Genomic DNA, 12,949 nt, shown 5'->3' with positions numbered 1-12,949 from the left:
GCGCCGATTTGACCCTAACGGGCGCGTGAGCCGATGCGCGGAATCGCCCCGACCTTGGCACGGTGACGGGCGATCCATTCCATCGTCTCATCCACCGGCATCGGGCGGGCAATGCCGAAGCCTTGCACATCTCCGCAACCTAATTGTGACAGCATGGCATGTTCGCCGGGGGTCTCAACCCCTTCGGCCAAGGTTTCCAGCCCCAACCGCTCGGCCATCGACAGGATCGCCGCCACCATCTTTTGCTGTTCGCGATCCTCATCCAGCCGGGTGACAAAGCTGCGGTCGATCTTGATGCGGCGCACCGCAAAGCGGCGGATCGAGGTGATCGAGGCGTGACCGGTGCCGAAATCATCCAGATCAATGCCGCAGCCCAACGCCGCCAGCGCTGCGATGTTTGAGACGATGATGTCATTGTCGGTTTGAGCGACGACGTTTTCCAACACCTCAACCGACAGTCGCTTGGGCTCCAGATCAAAGCGATCCAACTCCCATTTCAATTTTTCGGCCAGACGCGGGTTGCGCAGTTCCGGCGATGAGAAGTTCACGGCCACGGTTGGCACATTTAACCCGGCGCGATCCCAGCGGGCGAGGGCCGAGAGCGCGTGGTACAAAATCACCTCACCCAGACGTTCGCTTAGGCCCGCATCTTCGATCATCGGCAGAAATTCGGCGGGGGGAATCAGGCCCTTATCGGGGTGATACCAGCGCGCCAGCGCCTCAAACCCGGTGATCGCCCCGGTATGGGTAGAGATTTGCGGCTGGAAATGTGGGCGAATCTGGCCCTCGTCGAGCGCGTGCTCCAACTCATCGCGCAAAGCGTCCCGGTCGGCGCGATTGGCGGCCATGTCCTCGGAAAAGCTGCGAATGGCGCTCGGGCCGTGGCGTAAGGCGTCGTCGGCGGCAATCTGCGCGGCGTTCAGCAGGCTGGCACCGCTTGCCTCTGGTGCGCGACTGCCCAGACAAAAGCCAATCGAGCAGGTGATGTAGATCCGGGTTGCGTTCAGGCTGATCGGGGCGGACAGCGCCGATTGCAGGCGCGCCGCGACCTGCACCACCGTCTCGATATCCAGCCGCCGCACCGGGGCCAGCGCCACCGCAAAGCCGCCGCCTTCCAGCCGCGCCACCACATCGCCCGCGCGCAAAGAGGCGCAAATCCGTTCGGCCGAGCGTGCGAGCACCTCGGTCTGTGCGGCGCGGCCATGTTGTTCGATCATCCGCTCTGCCAGATCGAATTGCAGCACCAAACAGGCGGTGGTGCGCCCGCTCAGATGCGATTCGCGCAAAACCGCGTCCAGAGTGCCAACGATTTGGGCGCGCAGCGACAGACCTTCCAGCACTTGCGATTGATCGGGCGGGGTTTCCTGTGGCCGCACTGCGCCTGAAATCGCAAACAACAGCGGCGCACCAAGTGCTGTCAGGATCAAATCCCGCTCGCCGCCCAGCCAGAACGCGGCGAGGGTCAGGGCGGGGAGGAACACAAAAGCCTCTGGCCTGCGCATCAGCACGCCAATGTGGGCGAACCCGGTGGAGACTGCGGTGAAAAAGCGTGAAACCATCGGTCCGGCCCTATCTGCTGCGGGGCAACGCCACCCCGATGCGGCAAGACTAGGCAAACACCCTGATCGGAAGGTTAATCCTCACCTCAAAGTTGCAGAGGATTTTCGCTATTTGTTCCACGGTTTGTTAATCATCCGGCGCCAAAGCGGCCCGCGTTCCGCCTTAACGTTTGGCGTCAAACTCGGGGTCGGCACCGGGCACCGGATCATAGCCTTGCCCACCCCATGGATGGCAGCGGCAAATCCGATGCACCATCAGATAACCGCCTTTGGCCGCGCCATGCCGCTCTAACGCTTCCATTGCATAGGCCGAGCAGGTGGGTTGAAAGCGGCAGCCATGGCCAATCCAAGGCGACAGCACCAACCGATAGGCGCGCACGGGCAGGGCCACGATACGCGCCAGCGGAGTCATGGCCGCGCCTTGTGCACCGAGGCCAAAGCGGTGGCCAGATCGGCCAGCATATCTTTGTAATCGCGCGCTATTGTGGCCTCTGGCTTGGCGACCAGCACATAATCCCAGCCGGGCCGCGCCAGCCGCGGCAGCACCTCTCGCGCCAAGGCCCGCATCCGCCGTTTGGCCCGGTTGCGCGCCACCGCGTTGCCGATTTTCTTCGAGGCCGTGAAGCCGATCCGCACCGTGGCCTGATCATCGCCCCGCGCACGGCCCTGCAACAGAAAGCTGCCCGTGCCCTGCCTGCGCCCTTGTGCAGTGCGCAGATAATCCGGGCGGTTCTTCATGGTCTGAACACAAACGGAAACCGCCGGAGGCGTTTCGGACGCTTCGGCGGTGGGGCCAATGTCCGATACCTTCGGCGGTGTCATGTCTGCTCCTGCATCCGACCCCGCAGGGTCAGTCAGAAATTAAGCCGACAGCTTCTTGCGGCCCTTAGCGCGGCGAGCTGCCAGCACAAGGCGGCCGCCTTTGGTAGCCATGCGGGCGCGGAAGCCGTGACGGCGGGCGCGAACCAGGTTCGACGGTTGAAAAGTGCGCTTCATCGCGGTCTCCATCAGACGGGCACGGCGAACCTTAAAGATTCGACGGCGTAAACTTGAAGCCCGGTCTTTAGGGGCGGATCATCGGTAAGTCAACGCGCGTCCTGCGAGATTTCTGCAACATTTGCCGATCATCGCGTCTGGGGTGGGGCAAACTGTTACAAATCCGCGGCTTTAGATCGCCGATTTCGCAAACCAGATCAAGCTGGCGTGAGACGGCTGGCGTGGGCAGGCCAATCCGACCATCTTGGGCTAAAGGAAGACCATGACCCGATGTGCGCGCCTGATCCCGATTGTGCTGATTCTCTGCGCCGCTGTTGCTGGTGCGGTGTTTCTGCGTGAGCGGTTGTCGTTTGAGGCTTTGGCCGAGAACCGTGAGGCGCTGCTGGCCTACCGCGACGCGCATTTCCTCTGGGCGAGTCTTGGGTTTATCGCGGTCTATATCGTGATTGTCGGCCTCAGCCTGCCCGGAGCCACCATCGCCACGCTGACGGGCGGCTTCCTGTTCGGCATGTTCCCCGGCACATTCTATAACGTACTTGCTGCCAGCATTGGCGCTGTCTGCATCTTTCTGGCGGCGCGCGCGGGGTTTGGCGCGAGCTTGGCCGAGCGTCTGCAAGGCGGATCAGCCTCGCGTCTGCAAACCGCGTTGCGCGAGAACCAATGGTCGGCCTTGTTGATCATGCGGCTGGTGCCTGCGCTGCCGTTTGTGCTGGCCAATCTGCTGCCTGCGATGGTGGGGGTGCGGCTTTTGCCGTTTGCGGTGACGACATTTTTCGGCATTATTCCTGCGGCGTTGGTGTTTACTTCGGTCGGCGCGGGATTAGGAAAAGTGTTTGCACGCGGTGAGCGGCCCGATTTGGGGGTGATTTTCTCGGCCCCTGTGCTGCTACCCTTGTTAGGGCTTGCGGCTTTGTCCGCGGTGCCGATCCTGTTGAAAAAACGCAAGAAGGGCGGCTGAATGGAGCGGATTTCGACAGATATCTGCATCATTGGTGCAGGTTCGGGGGGGCTTTCTGTTGCGGCGGGGGCGGCGCAGATGGGTGCGCGCGTGGTGCTGATTGAGGGCGCTGCGATGGGCGGCGATTGTTTGAACTATGGCTGCGTGCCATCAAAGGCGCTGTTGGCCGCGGGCCGCGCGGCGCAGGTGATCCGTATGGGCGCGCCGGGTGTGCAGGGGGCCGAGCCGCAGATTGATTTTGCTGCCGTCAAAGCGCAGGTCGCGGCGGTGATCGCGCAGATTGCTCCGGTGGACAGTCAGGAGCGCTTTGAGGGCTTTGGCGTGCAAGTGATCCGCGCTTATGCCCGCTTTATAAGCCCGCGCGAGGTGGAGGCGGGCGGAAAGATCATTCGCGCCCGGCGCTTTGTGATCGCGACAGGGTCGCATCCCACGATCCCAGAGCTGCCGGGGTTGGAGGCGATCCCCTATCTGACCAATGAAACGATTTTCGCGCAGACCGCGCGGCCGGATCATCTGTTGATCCTCGGCGGCGGCCCGATTGCGATGGAAATGGCGCAGGCGCATCGGCGCTTGGGTTGTGCGGTGACGGTGATCGCCCGCAGCCGTGTGCTCAGCCGCGTTGACCCCGAGGCGGCTGCCGTCGTCCTCGGCGCCCTGCGCGCCGAGGGAATCGAGATGCTGGAGGGCCGCGACATCGCCCGGCTGCGGCCCACGCCGCTGGGGTTGGAAGCGGTGCTGAATGATGGCACCACGCTGACCGGATCGCATCTGCTGGTTGCCACCGGGCGCACGCCTGCCATTGCAAAGCTGGATTTGCCAGCCGCAGGCGTGGCTTACAGCGATAAAGGTGTGACGGTGGGGGCCAATCTGCGCAGCAGCAACCGCCGGATTTATGCGGTGGGCGATGTGGCGGGGGGCCTGCAATTCACCCATGTCGCGGGGGCCCATGCCAGCGTGGTGATCAAACAAATGCTGTTCGGCCTGCCCGCCAAGCAGGCCAGTGTGGTGCCAATGGTCACCTATACCGACCCCGAACTGGCGCAGATCGGGCTGACCGAGGCCGAGGCGCGCGCCAAATATCCCGGCGTGCTGGTTATCCGGCAAGAGTTTCTGCACAACGACCGCGCGGTGACCGATGGTCAAACCGCAGGCTTTCTCAAGCTGATGCTGCTGAAAGGCCGCCCGGTGAGCGTCACTCTTGTTGGCGCGGGGGCAGGGGAGTTGATCGGGCTTTGGGCTTTGGCGCTGGCCTCCGGCCTGAAGATCGGCGCGCTGGCCGCGATGATCGCGCCATATCCCACGCGTGGCGAGATTTCGAAGCGTGCAGCGGGGGCCTATTTCTCTCCGAAACTCTTTGATAACATGGCCGTGAAGCGGGTGGTGCGGCTGGTGCAGCGGCTTTTGCCATAAGTTGCGTTTGCGGGCGGGCTGGGGGCTTTCATCCCCCAAGCCGCCTGAGGATATTTGTACACAGAGGATGACCAGAAGCGTGGCAGCAAGGCGGGGCGGATTTCTGAACACCCTGTCGGGGCGGTTTTTGGCCTTGACCGTGGCCTTTGTCATGCTGGCCGAAGTGCTGATCTTCGTGCCTTCGATTGCCCGATTTCGCGCCGATTTTCTGACCCTGCGGTTGGAGAAGGCGCAAATCGCTTCGCTGGCCCAGCTGGCTGCCGAAGACATGGTGACACCTGCACTGGAAAAAGAACTGCTGGCCAATGCCGAGGTTTACAACGTTGTGTTGCGCCGGGATGAGGTGCGCCAGCTGGTGCTGTCCTCGCCGCTGCCAACGCCGATCTCGGACACTTTCGATCTGCGTGAGGCGGGGCCTTGGGCGCTGATCCGCGATGCATTTGCCTGCCTGCTGGACCCCGATGATCAGATCATCCGGGTGATCGGCTATCCGGTGCAGTCCGCAGGGCTTCTGATTGAAATCACGATGGATTCCGCGCCGATGCGCAATGCTATGCTGGATTACGGCGGGCGGATTCTGCTGCTGTCGGCGTTGATCTCTGGCGTCACCGCGTTCTTTCTGTTCCTCGCCGTGCAGCGCCTGATCGTGTTGCCGATCCGCCGGGTGGTCAACCACATGACCGCCTATGCCGAAGCGCCCGAGGATGCCCGCCGGGTGATCGAGCCAACCGCCTCGGTGGTGGAGCTGCGCGATGCCGAGGAAGCCATGCACGCGATGCAGACCCAGCTGACCGGCTCTTTGCGGCAAAAGGAACGCCTCGCACAGCTGGGCGGGGCGGTCGCTAAGATCAGCCACGATCTGCGCAACATCCTGACCACGGCGCAGCTGTTTGCCGACCGGATCGAGGGCAGCACCGATCCGATGGTGGCGCGTGCTGCCCCGAAACTGGTCGGCTCCATCGCCCGCGCGGTGGCTCTGTGCGAATCAACATTGGCGTTTGGCAAGGCCGAAGAACCCGCGCCGCAGTTGCGCGAGGTGGCATTGGCGACCTTGGCCGAGGATGTCGCTGAAGGCGAGGGCCTTGCGGGCGAAGGCCCGGTGACCTGCCTGATCGAAGTGCCCGAGACGCTTGTGATCCATGCCGATTACGATCAGTTGTTCCGGGTGCTGTCCAACCTTGTGCGCAACGCGCGCCAAGCGATCGAGGCAACGGGGGTCGAGGGCAGCATCGAAATCTCAGCCGGAGAGAGCGCGTCAGAATGGTGGGTCAGGGTCGGCGACACCGGCCCCGGCCTGCCAGAAAAGGCCCGTGAGCATCTGTTTGAGGCGTTTCAGGGCGGCGCGCGCAAAGGCGGCATCGGCTTGGGTCTGGCGATTGCCGCCGAGCTGATCCGCGGCCATGGCGGGCGGCTGGAACTGGCGCGCAGTGACGCGGATGGCACCGAGTTTCTGGTGCATTTGCCGAAAACAATCGACTCTGCGACCTGATCACGATTTGCCCAAGGTTACGCGCGGATTGCGCATCAAGTTGCATTTCGCTGCGTATTCGCTCTTGCAATGCCCGGCAGGGGGGGCTAAATGCAGCCGCAAGAGTGGATCCATAGCTCAGCTGGATAGAGCATCAGACTACGAATCTGAGGGTCGGGCGTTCGAATCGCTCTGGGTCCACCAAAGAATTCAAGGGCTTGGGTAGAGTTACCTGAGCCCTTTTTCTTTTTCGGCTACCACCGGGCTACCACGGCAGGAGCCACTGGCTGCATGTCGATGAAGTTAGTAAAGTTAAGTGGTCTTGTATCCACCTTCTGCCTGTGAACAAGTTCGACTAACAGGAGCCGCTGGGCCTCGGCCGAGCCATTATTATCGCGATGGAGTGGAACATCTCGGTATTGGTCGTGTGAAAGGGCTGAATTGCCTGAATTTTTGACGTGCAACGGGCTCTGTTGTGCAAATCAGACCGAGGCCGAGTTTTTCCTTCCGTTGAACAGCCTCATCCCACGCGTTGAGTTTGCGGGGGTTCCGAGGGCCGTGAAGCGGTTCAGGATTGCGGCCCTGATCTGTATCTCGGCCACCTGCCTGTCGAAGTCGCGCGCCATCACGCGTTCTCCGAGCAGCTTGAAGCACCGCACTTTGTTTCGATCAGGCTTCGTCGGTGGCAGCCGCTCCACCGCCTGCAGATCGTGCGGCCAAGGCGACGGGTGGCACGGACAGTTTCATTCCTGGCCTGCGCGCCCGGTGTGTTCTCCAGCCATGGCCGTGCATTCTTGCGCGCGGCAATGTCGGCACAGGCGCTGCGCGCCGCGATGGCGGCGTGGCACGCCCGGGTGTCATAAGCACCATCGGCGCTCACCTTGCCGATGGGCTGATCAGTGGGGATCTGGTTCAGCAGTTCGGGCAGCATTGGCGCATCCCCAACCCAGCTACCGGTCACCTCGATGGCGCGGATCTCCAGCGTATCTGCGTCAATCCCTAGGTGAACCTTGCGCCATTGGCGTGGCTTGGAGAGCCCATGTTTCTTGGCGAACCACGCGCCTTCGCCTTCGGCCTTGATCCCGGTGCGGTCAATCAAGAGGTGCAGCGCACCTGTGCTAGGCCGGTAGGGAATGGCGACATCCAGACCCTACCGGCGACGGGGCAGCGTGCCGAAATCCGGCACTGGCCAATCCAGGCCGGCCAGTTCAAGCAGGCTTGCCACCAGCCCCGTCGTCTGCCGCAATGGCAACCCGAACCGCGCCTTCAATGTCAGGCACGCTTGGATAGCAGCGTCGGTGAAGGTGGCAGAGCGGCCCCGCTTTCCGCTGGGCCGCTCTGCCAGACCGTCTCTGAGTCAAACCAGATCAGCAGCGAGCCTTGCTGCTTCAGGGCGGCGTTGTAAGAGCGCCAGTTTGTCGTGCGGTAGGTCGGAGGTGTAGGTTCGCTCATGGCCCTGCCACTAACACCATGGAGTCACACAGGGAATCCCTCGCGATTTGTGCATGTATGGATGCCCCCGTTGGTGCAAGTGGTTTTTGAACGGCTTGAGCGTGTGATCGGGTGCGGTCATGTATCAGGCCTCTCGTTGCGGCGATTGACACAGCCGCGGGCCGGTATGGCGATGCGCGGATCAGAAGCAGATCAACAAACCGAGCTCATTGGCTCCAGCACAAATACTGCCTTCTCTGACCCGGATCTTGCCGATCCTTTGCCCTTACAGTTCATTGACCTCCTCACACTCCCGACGCGCCGGGGCGGAATGGAAGGCGCAGTGTGCCTATGCCATCGTCGCCACGGGGTTCCGGTAATCTTCTTGTTTCGTCATCATGGCCCAGAGGCCACGGGCCATCTTGTTGGCAAGTGCAATCGCGGCAACCATGCGAGGCTTTCGAGCCCGCAGGCGCGACAGCCAACCATTGTTCGGAGTGCCAAACCGTTCGACCGCTTGAAGAACAGCCATCGCGCCGGAGACCAGGAGTGTGCGGATATCTCGCTGCCCCATCTTCGACGTCTTGCCCAGCCGGGCTTTGCCGCCCGTCGAGTGCTGTTTTGGCACGAGCCCGAGCCACGCGGCAAAGTCGCGCCCGCGCCGGAAGGTCGCCAGATCAGGTGCAAATGTCTCGATCGCAAGCGCCGTGATCGGACCCACGCCCGGCATGGTTTGGAACCGCCTCGCCAGATCGGCTTCTTTGGCCGCGCTCCTCATCTTCTGGTCAAGCTCGGAAACCCGAGCATTCAGCCCTGCAATTTGCACCAGATACATCTGGCCCAGGTTCCGGACGCCCTCGGGCAAAGCTATATCGCTATCTTCAATCGCATCCGCGAGCCGCTTGAGTTGCGCTGTCCCCGTCGCCGCGACCAGTCCATGCTCAGCGAGGTGGCCGCGCAAGGCGTTGATCATCTGGGTGCGCTGGCCGACGAACATCTGCCGCGTGCGAAACAGCATGGCGCGGGCCTGCTGTGCTTCCGTCTTTACCGCGACCGGGCGCATGGTGGGGCGCAACGCCGCCTCGACAATGGCCTCCGCATCCGCCGCGTCGTTTTTCTGGCGCTTTACGAACGGCTTCACATAGATCGGCGGGATCAAGCGCACATCGTGTCCCAGCTTCTCAAACTCGCGGCCCCAGCCATGGGCCGTGGCGCAAGCCTCCATGGCGACAACGCACCTGGGTTGCTGGGCAAAGAACGCCAGCAACTGCCCCCGAGAAAGCTTCTTGCGAAACACAACCGACCCGTCGGCGCGCGCGCCATGCAACTGGAAAACGCGCTTTGCAAGGTCAATGCCGATGATGGTAACTTCCGACATGGATGTCCTCTCTTCCTGTGATGGCTTCAACAATCATCACATTGGCACATTGCGATGCCGTCAGGAGGGGGCATCCACGCCATCAACAGAGCCGGGTAGCTTGCTTCAGCGTGAATTTTGATATTCCAGGGTCGGATACCAGTCGGCCCCGCGCCCTTCCGGCGTTGAGTCGAAGATGTTCCACAGTGGCATCAAATCGGGCGCTCCCCGCGGGTCTTGCCCCGGGTCGGCTGTGGACCCGCTCATCTCGCCGCTCCAAAAATGCCGGATGGTGCCGTCGCGACGCGTGAAAACGTTGAATGCAGGCACGTCTGCGTCGTCCGCGCTCACGTAGTCACGGGTGAAATCTCCGTCGAGGTCGGAGAAGAGTCGCAGGTGCTGCCAGCCGCGTTCCTGCTTGAACGCAACCAAGCGCTCGATCGGCGATCGCGCAGTCACCACCAGACTAATACGCTGGTCCACATCAAGCGCTTCGCCGTCCCAAGAGGCAAGCAACGACGAACACATCGGGCAGGGACGCGCGCGCAGTGGCCCGAACATCCAGCTGTAGACCGCCAGCGTCTGCTTGTTGCCGAACAGGTCGGCAAGATTGGTGGGGCCGGCCTCGCCCACGAACGCATAGTTCTTGGGCACCACACCCCCTTGCGGCAGCGCCCGCCGCTGTTCCGCCACGCGCTCGATATGGCGACGCAGTTCAATCTCTTCAGCCAGCAGCGCATAGCGGGCCTCGCGGTACTCGGCGCTTTCGCCAAGAAAGCGGACGCCGTTGTTTCGGGCCAGTTCGGCGGCCGGGACCAAGGCGAGATCAAGCGACATGATATCTGTTCCTTTCACGGAAATCAGGTGATCCTGACGGTATTGCCCTTTGGCATGCCGCCGAGTTCCGGTTACTTTCATTGAGAAAGCTACCGTCGCCTACACGGCTCGGCACCGTGCAATTACGAATACTCAACCCCATCGAGGACCAAGCGTTCCTGATCCAGATCAGCGATGCAAGTAAGTGGCGGAATCCAGCGCAACCGGCCCGGGCCTGGGCGGCCAATAGATCAGGCAGGCCAAGATGGTTGGAAGGGTCGGACATGAATTCCGCGAGACCGTCAGACCTTGATATCGAGCATGGCGGGATGTCCGCAAGCGAGGCGGCCTGCAAGGTGGGTGGTTAGATGTTTTCGGTTTCACCGAAGATGAGACTCGATGCGGCCGCTGCTGACCCGCTAGCCGCGCAGCACCAAGGCACGAAGCGCCAGAATCCAGCCGATCAGGGTAAGCGCATGCCGACCGGCGTTGAGCCAGAGCCATTGCGACAGCGCCGCTTTGCCCTGTGCGTCAGGCACGCCGACGCCACCCTGCATCGCGATCATGCCGGGAATGAAGTAGCCAAAGGTTGCCGCCCGTTCCACCACAATGACCAAGACGGCCGCGAGCCACCAGATGCGTCCGGGGCCAATGCTATGCCAAGCAAGGAACAAGCTTGCAATCGTCAGCAGTGTCAGGGGCACCGTTGTCACATAGGCCCAGAACATCAATCCGGTATTCGGCCAAGTCTCGCGCGCTAGATTGGCCCAGCTGGGCATCAGCACGCGGGATTCGTAGAGGCCGGCCCCCATTGCGATGCCAAGATCGAGGACGAACAGCCAAAGCACGATGGTCGGCAGACTGAACATGGTGGAATATCCTTGTGAACCGCCCCGGGTTTGCCGGAGACCTTCAACCTGACTAAGGATGAGGGCTATGGAAAAGAGTAAGACATCAAATCGCTATTCACCTGAGATGCGGGCACGGGCCGTTCGCATGGTGCTGGAGCATCAAGGCTCCTATGAAACGCAATCTGCGGCAGTGTCTGCGATTGCGCCCAAAATCGGCTGTATCCCGGAGACCTTGAGGGTCTGGGTTCGGCAGGCAGAACGTGACAGTGGGGCACGCGATGGTGCCACCAGTGCTGAGCGTGACCGGATCAAGGAACTTGAACGTGAGGTGCGCCAGCTTCGGCAGGCAAACGAGATCCTGCGCAAGGCGTCTGCTTATTTTGCTCAGGCGGAACTCGACCGCCCGTTCAAGCCATGATCGGCTTTATTGATGATCATCGCGTGGTGCATGGGGTCGAGTCGATCTGCAGGGTGCTGCCGATTGCCCCATCTACTTACTATGCCTGTCTCGCTGTGCGTGCCGATCCGGCCAAAGCTTCCGCACGAAAGCAGAGGGATTTGGTCTTGCGACCCAAAATAACGAAAGTCTGGAATGATAACTGGCAGGTCTATGGGGTTCGCAAAACCTGGCGACAGTTGTGCCGTGAAGGTGAAGGTGCCGCGCGTTGCACCGTGGCACGCCTTATGACCAGCATGGGATTGCGGGGCGTTGTTCGCGGAAAGGCTATGAAAACAACGATCCCAGACACGTCAGTTCCATGCCCGCGTGACAAGGTGAACCGCGTGTTCCGAGCGCTAGCACCAAATATGCTATGGGTCAGCGACTTCACCTATGTCTCGACATGGCAGGGATTTGTTTACGTCGCCTTCGTGATCGACACCTTCGCCAACCGCATTGTTGGCTGGAAGGCGTCGCGGTCTGCCAAGACCGACTTCGTTCTTGATGCACTTGAGCAAGCACTTTATGCCCGCCGTCCGGCTCATCGGGGCGGGCTGATCCACCACAGCGACAGGGGAAGCCAATACGTCTCGATCCGATACACCGAGCGTTTGGGAAAAGCGGGCATCGAACCATCCGTTGGCAGCGTCGGCGACGCCTATGACAATGCTTTGGCCGAAACCATAAACGGCCTCTACAAAACCGAGGTCATCCGGCGGCGTAGTTCATGGAAAACCATGGACGAGGTCGAACTGGAAACCCTCAAATGGGTCGATTGGTTCAACAACCGCCGCCTGCTTGAACCCATCGGAAATATACCACCGGCTGAGGCAGAGGAGGCCTTCTATGCAAATCTGAACACACTCGATATGGTCGCGTAATACGGACTAATTGGTCTCCGGCAAACCCGGGGCGGTTCACACCGAGCACGCCGGGCGCATCCTGAAGCTGACCGGTGACGGCATGCTGGTCGAGTTTCCAAGTGTGGTGAGCGCGGTCGCTTGCGCCACTGGCATTCAGCGCGAGATGCGTCTGCGCAATGCAGAGGTGCCGGAAGACCGGCGGATCGAATTCCGCATCGGCATCAATCTTGGCGACGTGATTGTCGAAGGAGACGACATATTCGGCGACGGCGTGAACATCGCCGCACGTCTCGAAGGTATCACAGAGCCCGGGGGCGTGACCGTGTCAGGATCGGTCAGGGATCACGTTGGCAACAAGCTCGACCTGAGGTTTGAGGATACCGGCGAGCAGGTCTTGGAGAACATCGAGAAGCCGGTGCGTGTGTACAACGTGGTACTGGGTCCCGGCCCGCTCAAACCAGGGCGTGCGTTTTCGGCTATCCGGAGGCCCTGGCGTCGTTCGGGAAATTGTCAGCACGAAAGTATTTCGAAGCCGCCTGGATGGCTGCCTGTCATGCCCGGCTTGGCGACATGACCAAAGCGGAAGCGCTCTCCGCCGAATGCCTTGCAGCCCGACCGGATTTCTCGGTCCGGCACTTCATTTCAAAGGAACCCTACAGGAACCTTGCCGATGCCGCGCACATGGCAGAAAGCCTGCGACTGGCCAAGCTGCCAGAATAGGTACCCAGAAAATTTCGAAGGACTTCTCTGGTGCTATTTCGGCAGCGGACTACTCTGGCCGAATGACCAAGCTCAGCCCTT

General features: G+C 61.4%; 13 protein-coding genes, 1 tRNA gene, 1 pseudogene and 1 other annotated feature. Of the genes and pseudogenes, 7 read left to right on the top strand and 8 right to left on the bottom strand.

Going from position 1 to position 12,949, the window contains the following annotated elements; translation table 11 throughout:
- Positions 1-14: 14 nt before the first annotated feature.
- From ACS5RD_RS22690 to rpmH, 4 genes are all read right to left on the bottom strand, one after another.
- A complete protein-coding gene (locus ACS5RD_RS22690; protein WP_489929253.1) occupies positions 15-1,559 on the bottom strand; it encodes a putative bifunctional diguanylate cyclase/phosphodiesterase in 1,545 nt (514 codons plus the stop codon).
- 163 nt (positions 1,560-1,722) lie between these two features.
- A complete protein-coding gene (yidD, locus tag ACS5RD_RS22685; protein WP_054006360.1) occupies positions 1,723-1,971 on the bottom strand; it encodes a membrane protein insertion efficiency factor YidD in 249 nt (82 codons plus the stop codon).
- On the bottom strand, positions 1,968-2,381 hold the full coding sequence (gene rnpA, locus ACS5RD_RS22680; RefSeq protein WP_489929252.1) for a ribonuclease P protein component: 414 nt from the start codon (positions 2,379-2,381) through the stop codon (positions 1,968-1,970). Before rnpA ends, yidD begins: the two co-directional genes overlap by 4 nt.
- Positions 2,382-2,420: 39 nt before the next feature.
- Positions 2,421-2,555 (bottom strand): 50S ribosomal protein L34, encoded by a 135-nt coding sequence (gene rpmH / locus ACS5RD_RS22675; protein ID WP_008032609.1) that lies wholly within the window; start codon positions 2,553-2,555, stop codon positions 2,421-2,423.
- 262 nt (positions 2,556-2,817) lie between these two features.
- Between rpmH and ACS5RD_RS22670 the strand changes: the two genes are divergently transcribed.
- The 4 genes from ACS5RD_RS22670 (at position 2,818) to ACS5RD_RS22655 (ending at position 6,595) form a co-directional block, all read left to right on the top strand.
- A complete protein-coding gene (locus tag ACS5RD_RS22670; protein WP_489929251.1) occupies positions 2,818-3,513 on the top strand; it encodes a TVP38/TMEM64 family protein in 696 nt (231 codons plus the stop codon).
- Positions 3,514-4,923: a dihydrolipoyl dehydrogenase family protein gene (locus tag ACS5RD_RS22665; RefSeq protein ID WP_489929250.1), complete on the top strand. Its 1,410-nt coding sequence runs from the start codon at positions 3,514-3,516 to the stop codon at positions 4,921-4,923.
- Between the two features lie 67 nt (positions 4,924-4,990).
- Entirely contained in the window at positions 4,991-6,412 is a 1,422-nt protein-coding gene (locus tag ACS5RD_RS22660) for a sensor histidine kinase (protein ID WP_489929249.1), read from the top strand.
- A 106-nt stretch (positions 6,413-6,518) separates the two neighbouring features.
- Positions 6,519-6,595, top strand: a tRNA-Arg gene (locus tag ACS5RD_RS22655).
- Positions 6,596-6,873: 278 nt separating this feature from the next.
- Here ACS5RD_RS22655 and ACS5RD_RS22650 read toward each other — a convergent pair.
- From ACS5RD_RS22650 to ACS5RD_RS22635, 4 genes and pseudogenes are all read right to left on the bottom strand, one after another.
- Positions 6,874-7,843, bottom strand: a pseudogene (locus ACS5RD_RS22650) (IS5 family transposase).
- 328 nt (positions 7,844-8,171) lie between these two features.
- Positions 8,172-9,200 carry an IS110 family RNA-guided transposase gene (locus ACS5RD_RS22645; protein WP_489927797.1) on the bottom strand — a complete coding sequence of 343 codons (1,029 nt, stop codon included), beginning with the start codon at positions 9,198-9,200 and terminating at the stop codon, positions 8,172-8,174.
- Between the two features lie 105 nt (positions 9,201-9,305).
- Positions 9,306-10,016, bottom strand: coding sequence for a DUF899 family protein (locus ACS5RD_RS22640; protein WP_489929248.1), 711 nt, complete (start codon positions 10,014-10,016; stop codon positions 9,306-9,308).
- Positions 10,017-10,414: 398 nt separating this feature from the next.
- Complete coding sequence (locus ACS5RD_RS22635; protein WP_489929247.1) at positions 10,415-10,864, bottom strand: hypothetical protein; 450 nt, start codon at positions 10,862-10,864, stop codon at positions 10,415-10,417.
- Between the two features lie 67 nt (positions 10,865-10,931).
- On the opposite strand from ACS5RD_RS22635, the gene ACS5RD_RS22630 reads away from it, so the two are divergent.
- From ACS5RD_RS22630 to ACS5RD_RS22620, 3 genes are all read left to right on the top strand, one after another.
- Positions 10,932-12,166, top strand: a protein-coding gene (locus tag ACS5RD_RS22630; RefSeq protein ID WP_489928112.1) for an IS3 family transposase whose coding sequence is annotated in 2 segments (ribosomal slippage) — positions 10,932-11,226 and positions 11,226-12,166 — 1,236 coding nt in all. Because the reading frame shifts where the segments join, the coding sequence is not laid out codon by codon here.
- Positions 11,219-11,335 (top strand) — a sequence feature (AL1L pseudoknot). (Overlaps the previous gene by 117 nt.)
- Before the next feature lie 10 nt (positions 12,167-12,176).
- Entirely contained in the window at positions 12,177-12,722 is a 546-nt protein-coding gene (locus ACS5RD_RS22625) for an adenylate/guanylate cyclase domain-containing protein (protein WP_489929246.1), read from the top strand.
- Positions 12,719-12,868, top strand: coding sequence for a hypothetical protein (locus tag ACS5RD_RS22620; RefSeq protein WP_489929245.1), 150 nt, complete (start codon positions 12,719-12,721; stop codon positions 12,866-12,868). Before ACS5RD_RS22625 ends, ACS5RD_RS22620 begins: the two co-directional genes overlap by 4 nt.
- Positions 12,869-12,949: the final 81 nt, after the last annotated feature.

It is taken from the genome of Cypionkella sp. PAMC25878, assembly GCF_058135695.1.
The sequence above is the reverse complement of the archived record's forward strand: the minus strand, read 5'-3'. Positions and strand labels throughout refer to the sequence as shown.

What these genes read in the sequence shown, in the direction of transcription:
- ACS5RD_RS22665 (WP_489929250.1), top strand. Translation starts at nt 3,514, where the DNA reads ATGGAGCGGATTTCGACAGATATCTGCATCATTGGTGCAGGTTCGGGG.
- yidD (WP_054006360.1), bottom strand. Translation starts at nt 1,971, where the DNA reads ATGACTCCGCTGGCGCGTATCGTGGCCCTGCCCGTGCGCGCCTATCGG.
- ACS5RD_RS22640 (WP_489929248.1), bottom strand. Translation starts at nt 10,016, where the DNA reads ATGTCGCTTGATCTCGCCTTGGTCCCGGCCGCCGAACTGGCCCGAAAC.
- ACS5RD_RS22645 (WP_489927797.1), bottom strand. Translation starts at nt 9,200, where the DNA reads ATGTCGGAAGTTACCATCATCGGCATTGACCTTGCAAAGCGCGTTTTC.
- ACS5RD_RS22635 (WP_489929247.1), bottom strand. Translation starts at nt 10,864, where the DNA reads ATGTTCAGTCTGCCGACCATCGTGCTTTGGCTGTTCGTCCTCGATCTT.
- rpmH (WP_008032609.1), bottom strand. Translation starts at nt 2,555, where the DNA reads ATGAAGCGCACTTTTCAACCGTCGAACCTGGTTCGCGCCCGCCGTCAC.
- ACS5RD_RS22690 (WP_489929253.1), bottom strand. Translation starts at nt 1,559, where the DNA reads ATGGTTTCACGCTTTTTCACCGCAGTCTCCACCGGGTTCGCCCACATT.
- ACS5RD_RS22660 (WP_489929249.1), top strand. Translation starts at nt 4,991, where the DNA reads ATGACCAGAAGCGTGGCAGCAAGGCGGGGCGGATTTCTGAACACCCTG.
- ACS5RD_RS22670 (WP_489929251.1), top strand. Translation starts at nt 2,818, where the DNA reads ATGACCCGATGTGCGCGCCTGATCCCGATTGTGCTGATTCTCTGCGCC.
- ACS5RD_RS22620 (WP_489929245.1), top strand. Translation starts at nt 12,719, where the DNA reads ATGACCAAAGCGGAAGCGCTCTCCGCCGAATGCCTTGCAGCCCGACCG.
- rnpA (WP_489929252.1), bottom strand. Translation starts at nt 2,381, where the DNA reads ATGACACCGCCGAAGGTATCGGACATTGGCCCCACCGCCGAAGCGTCC.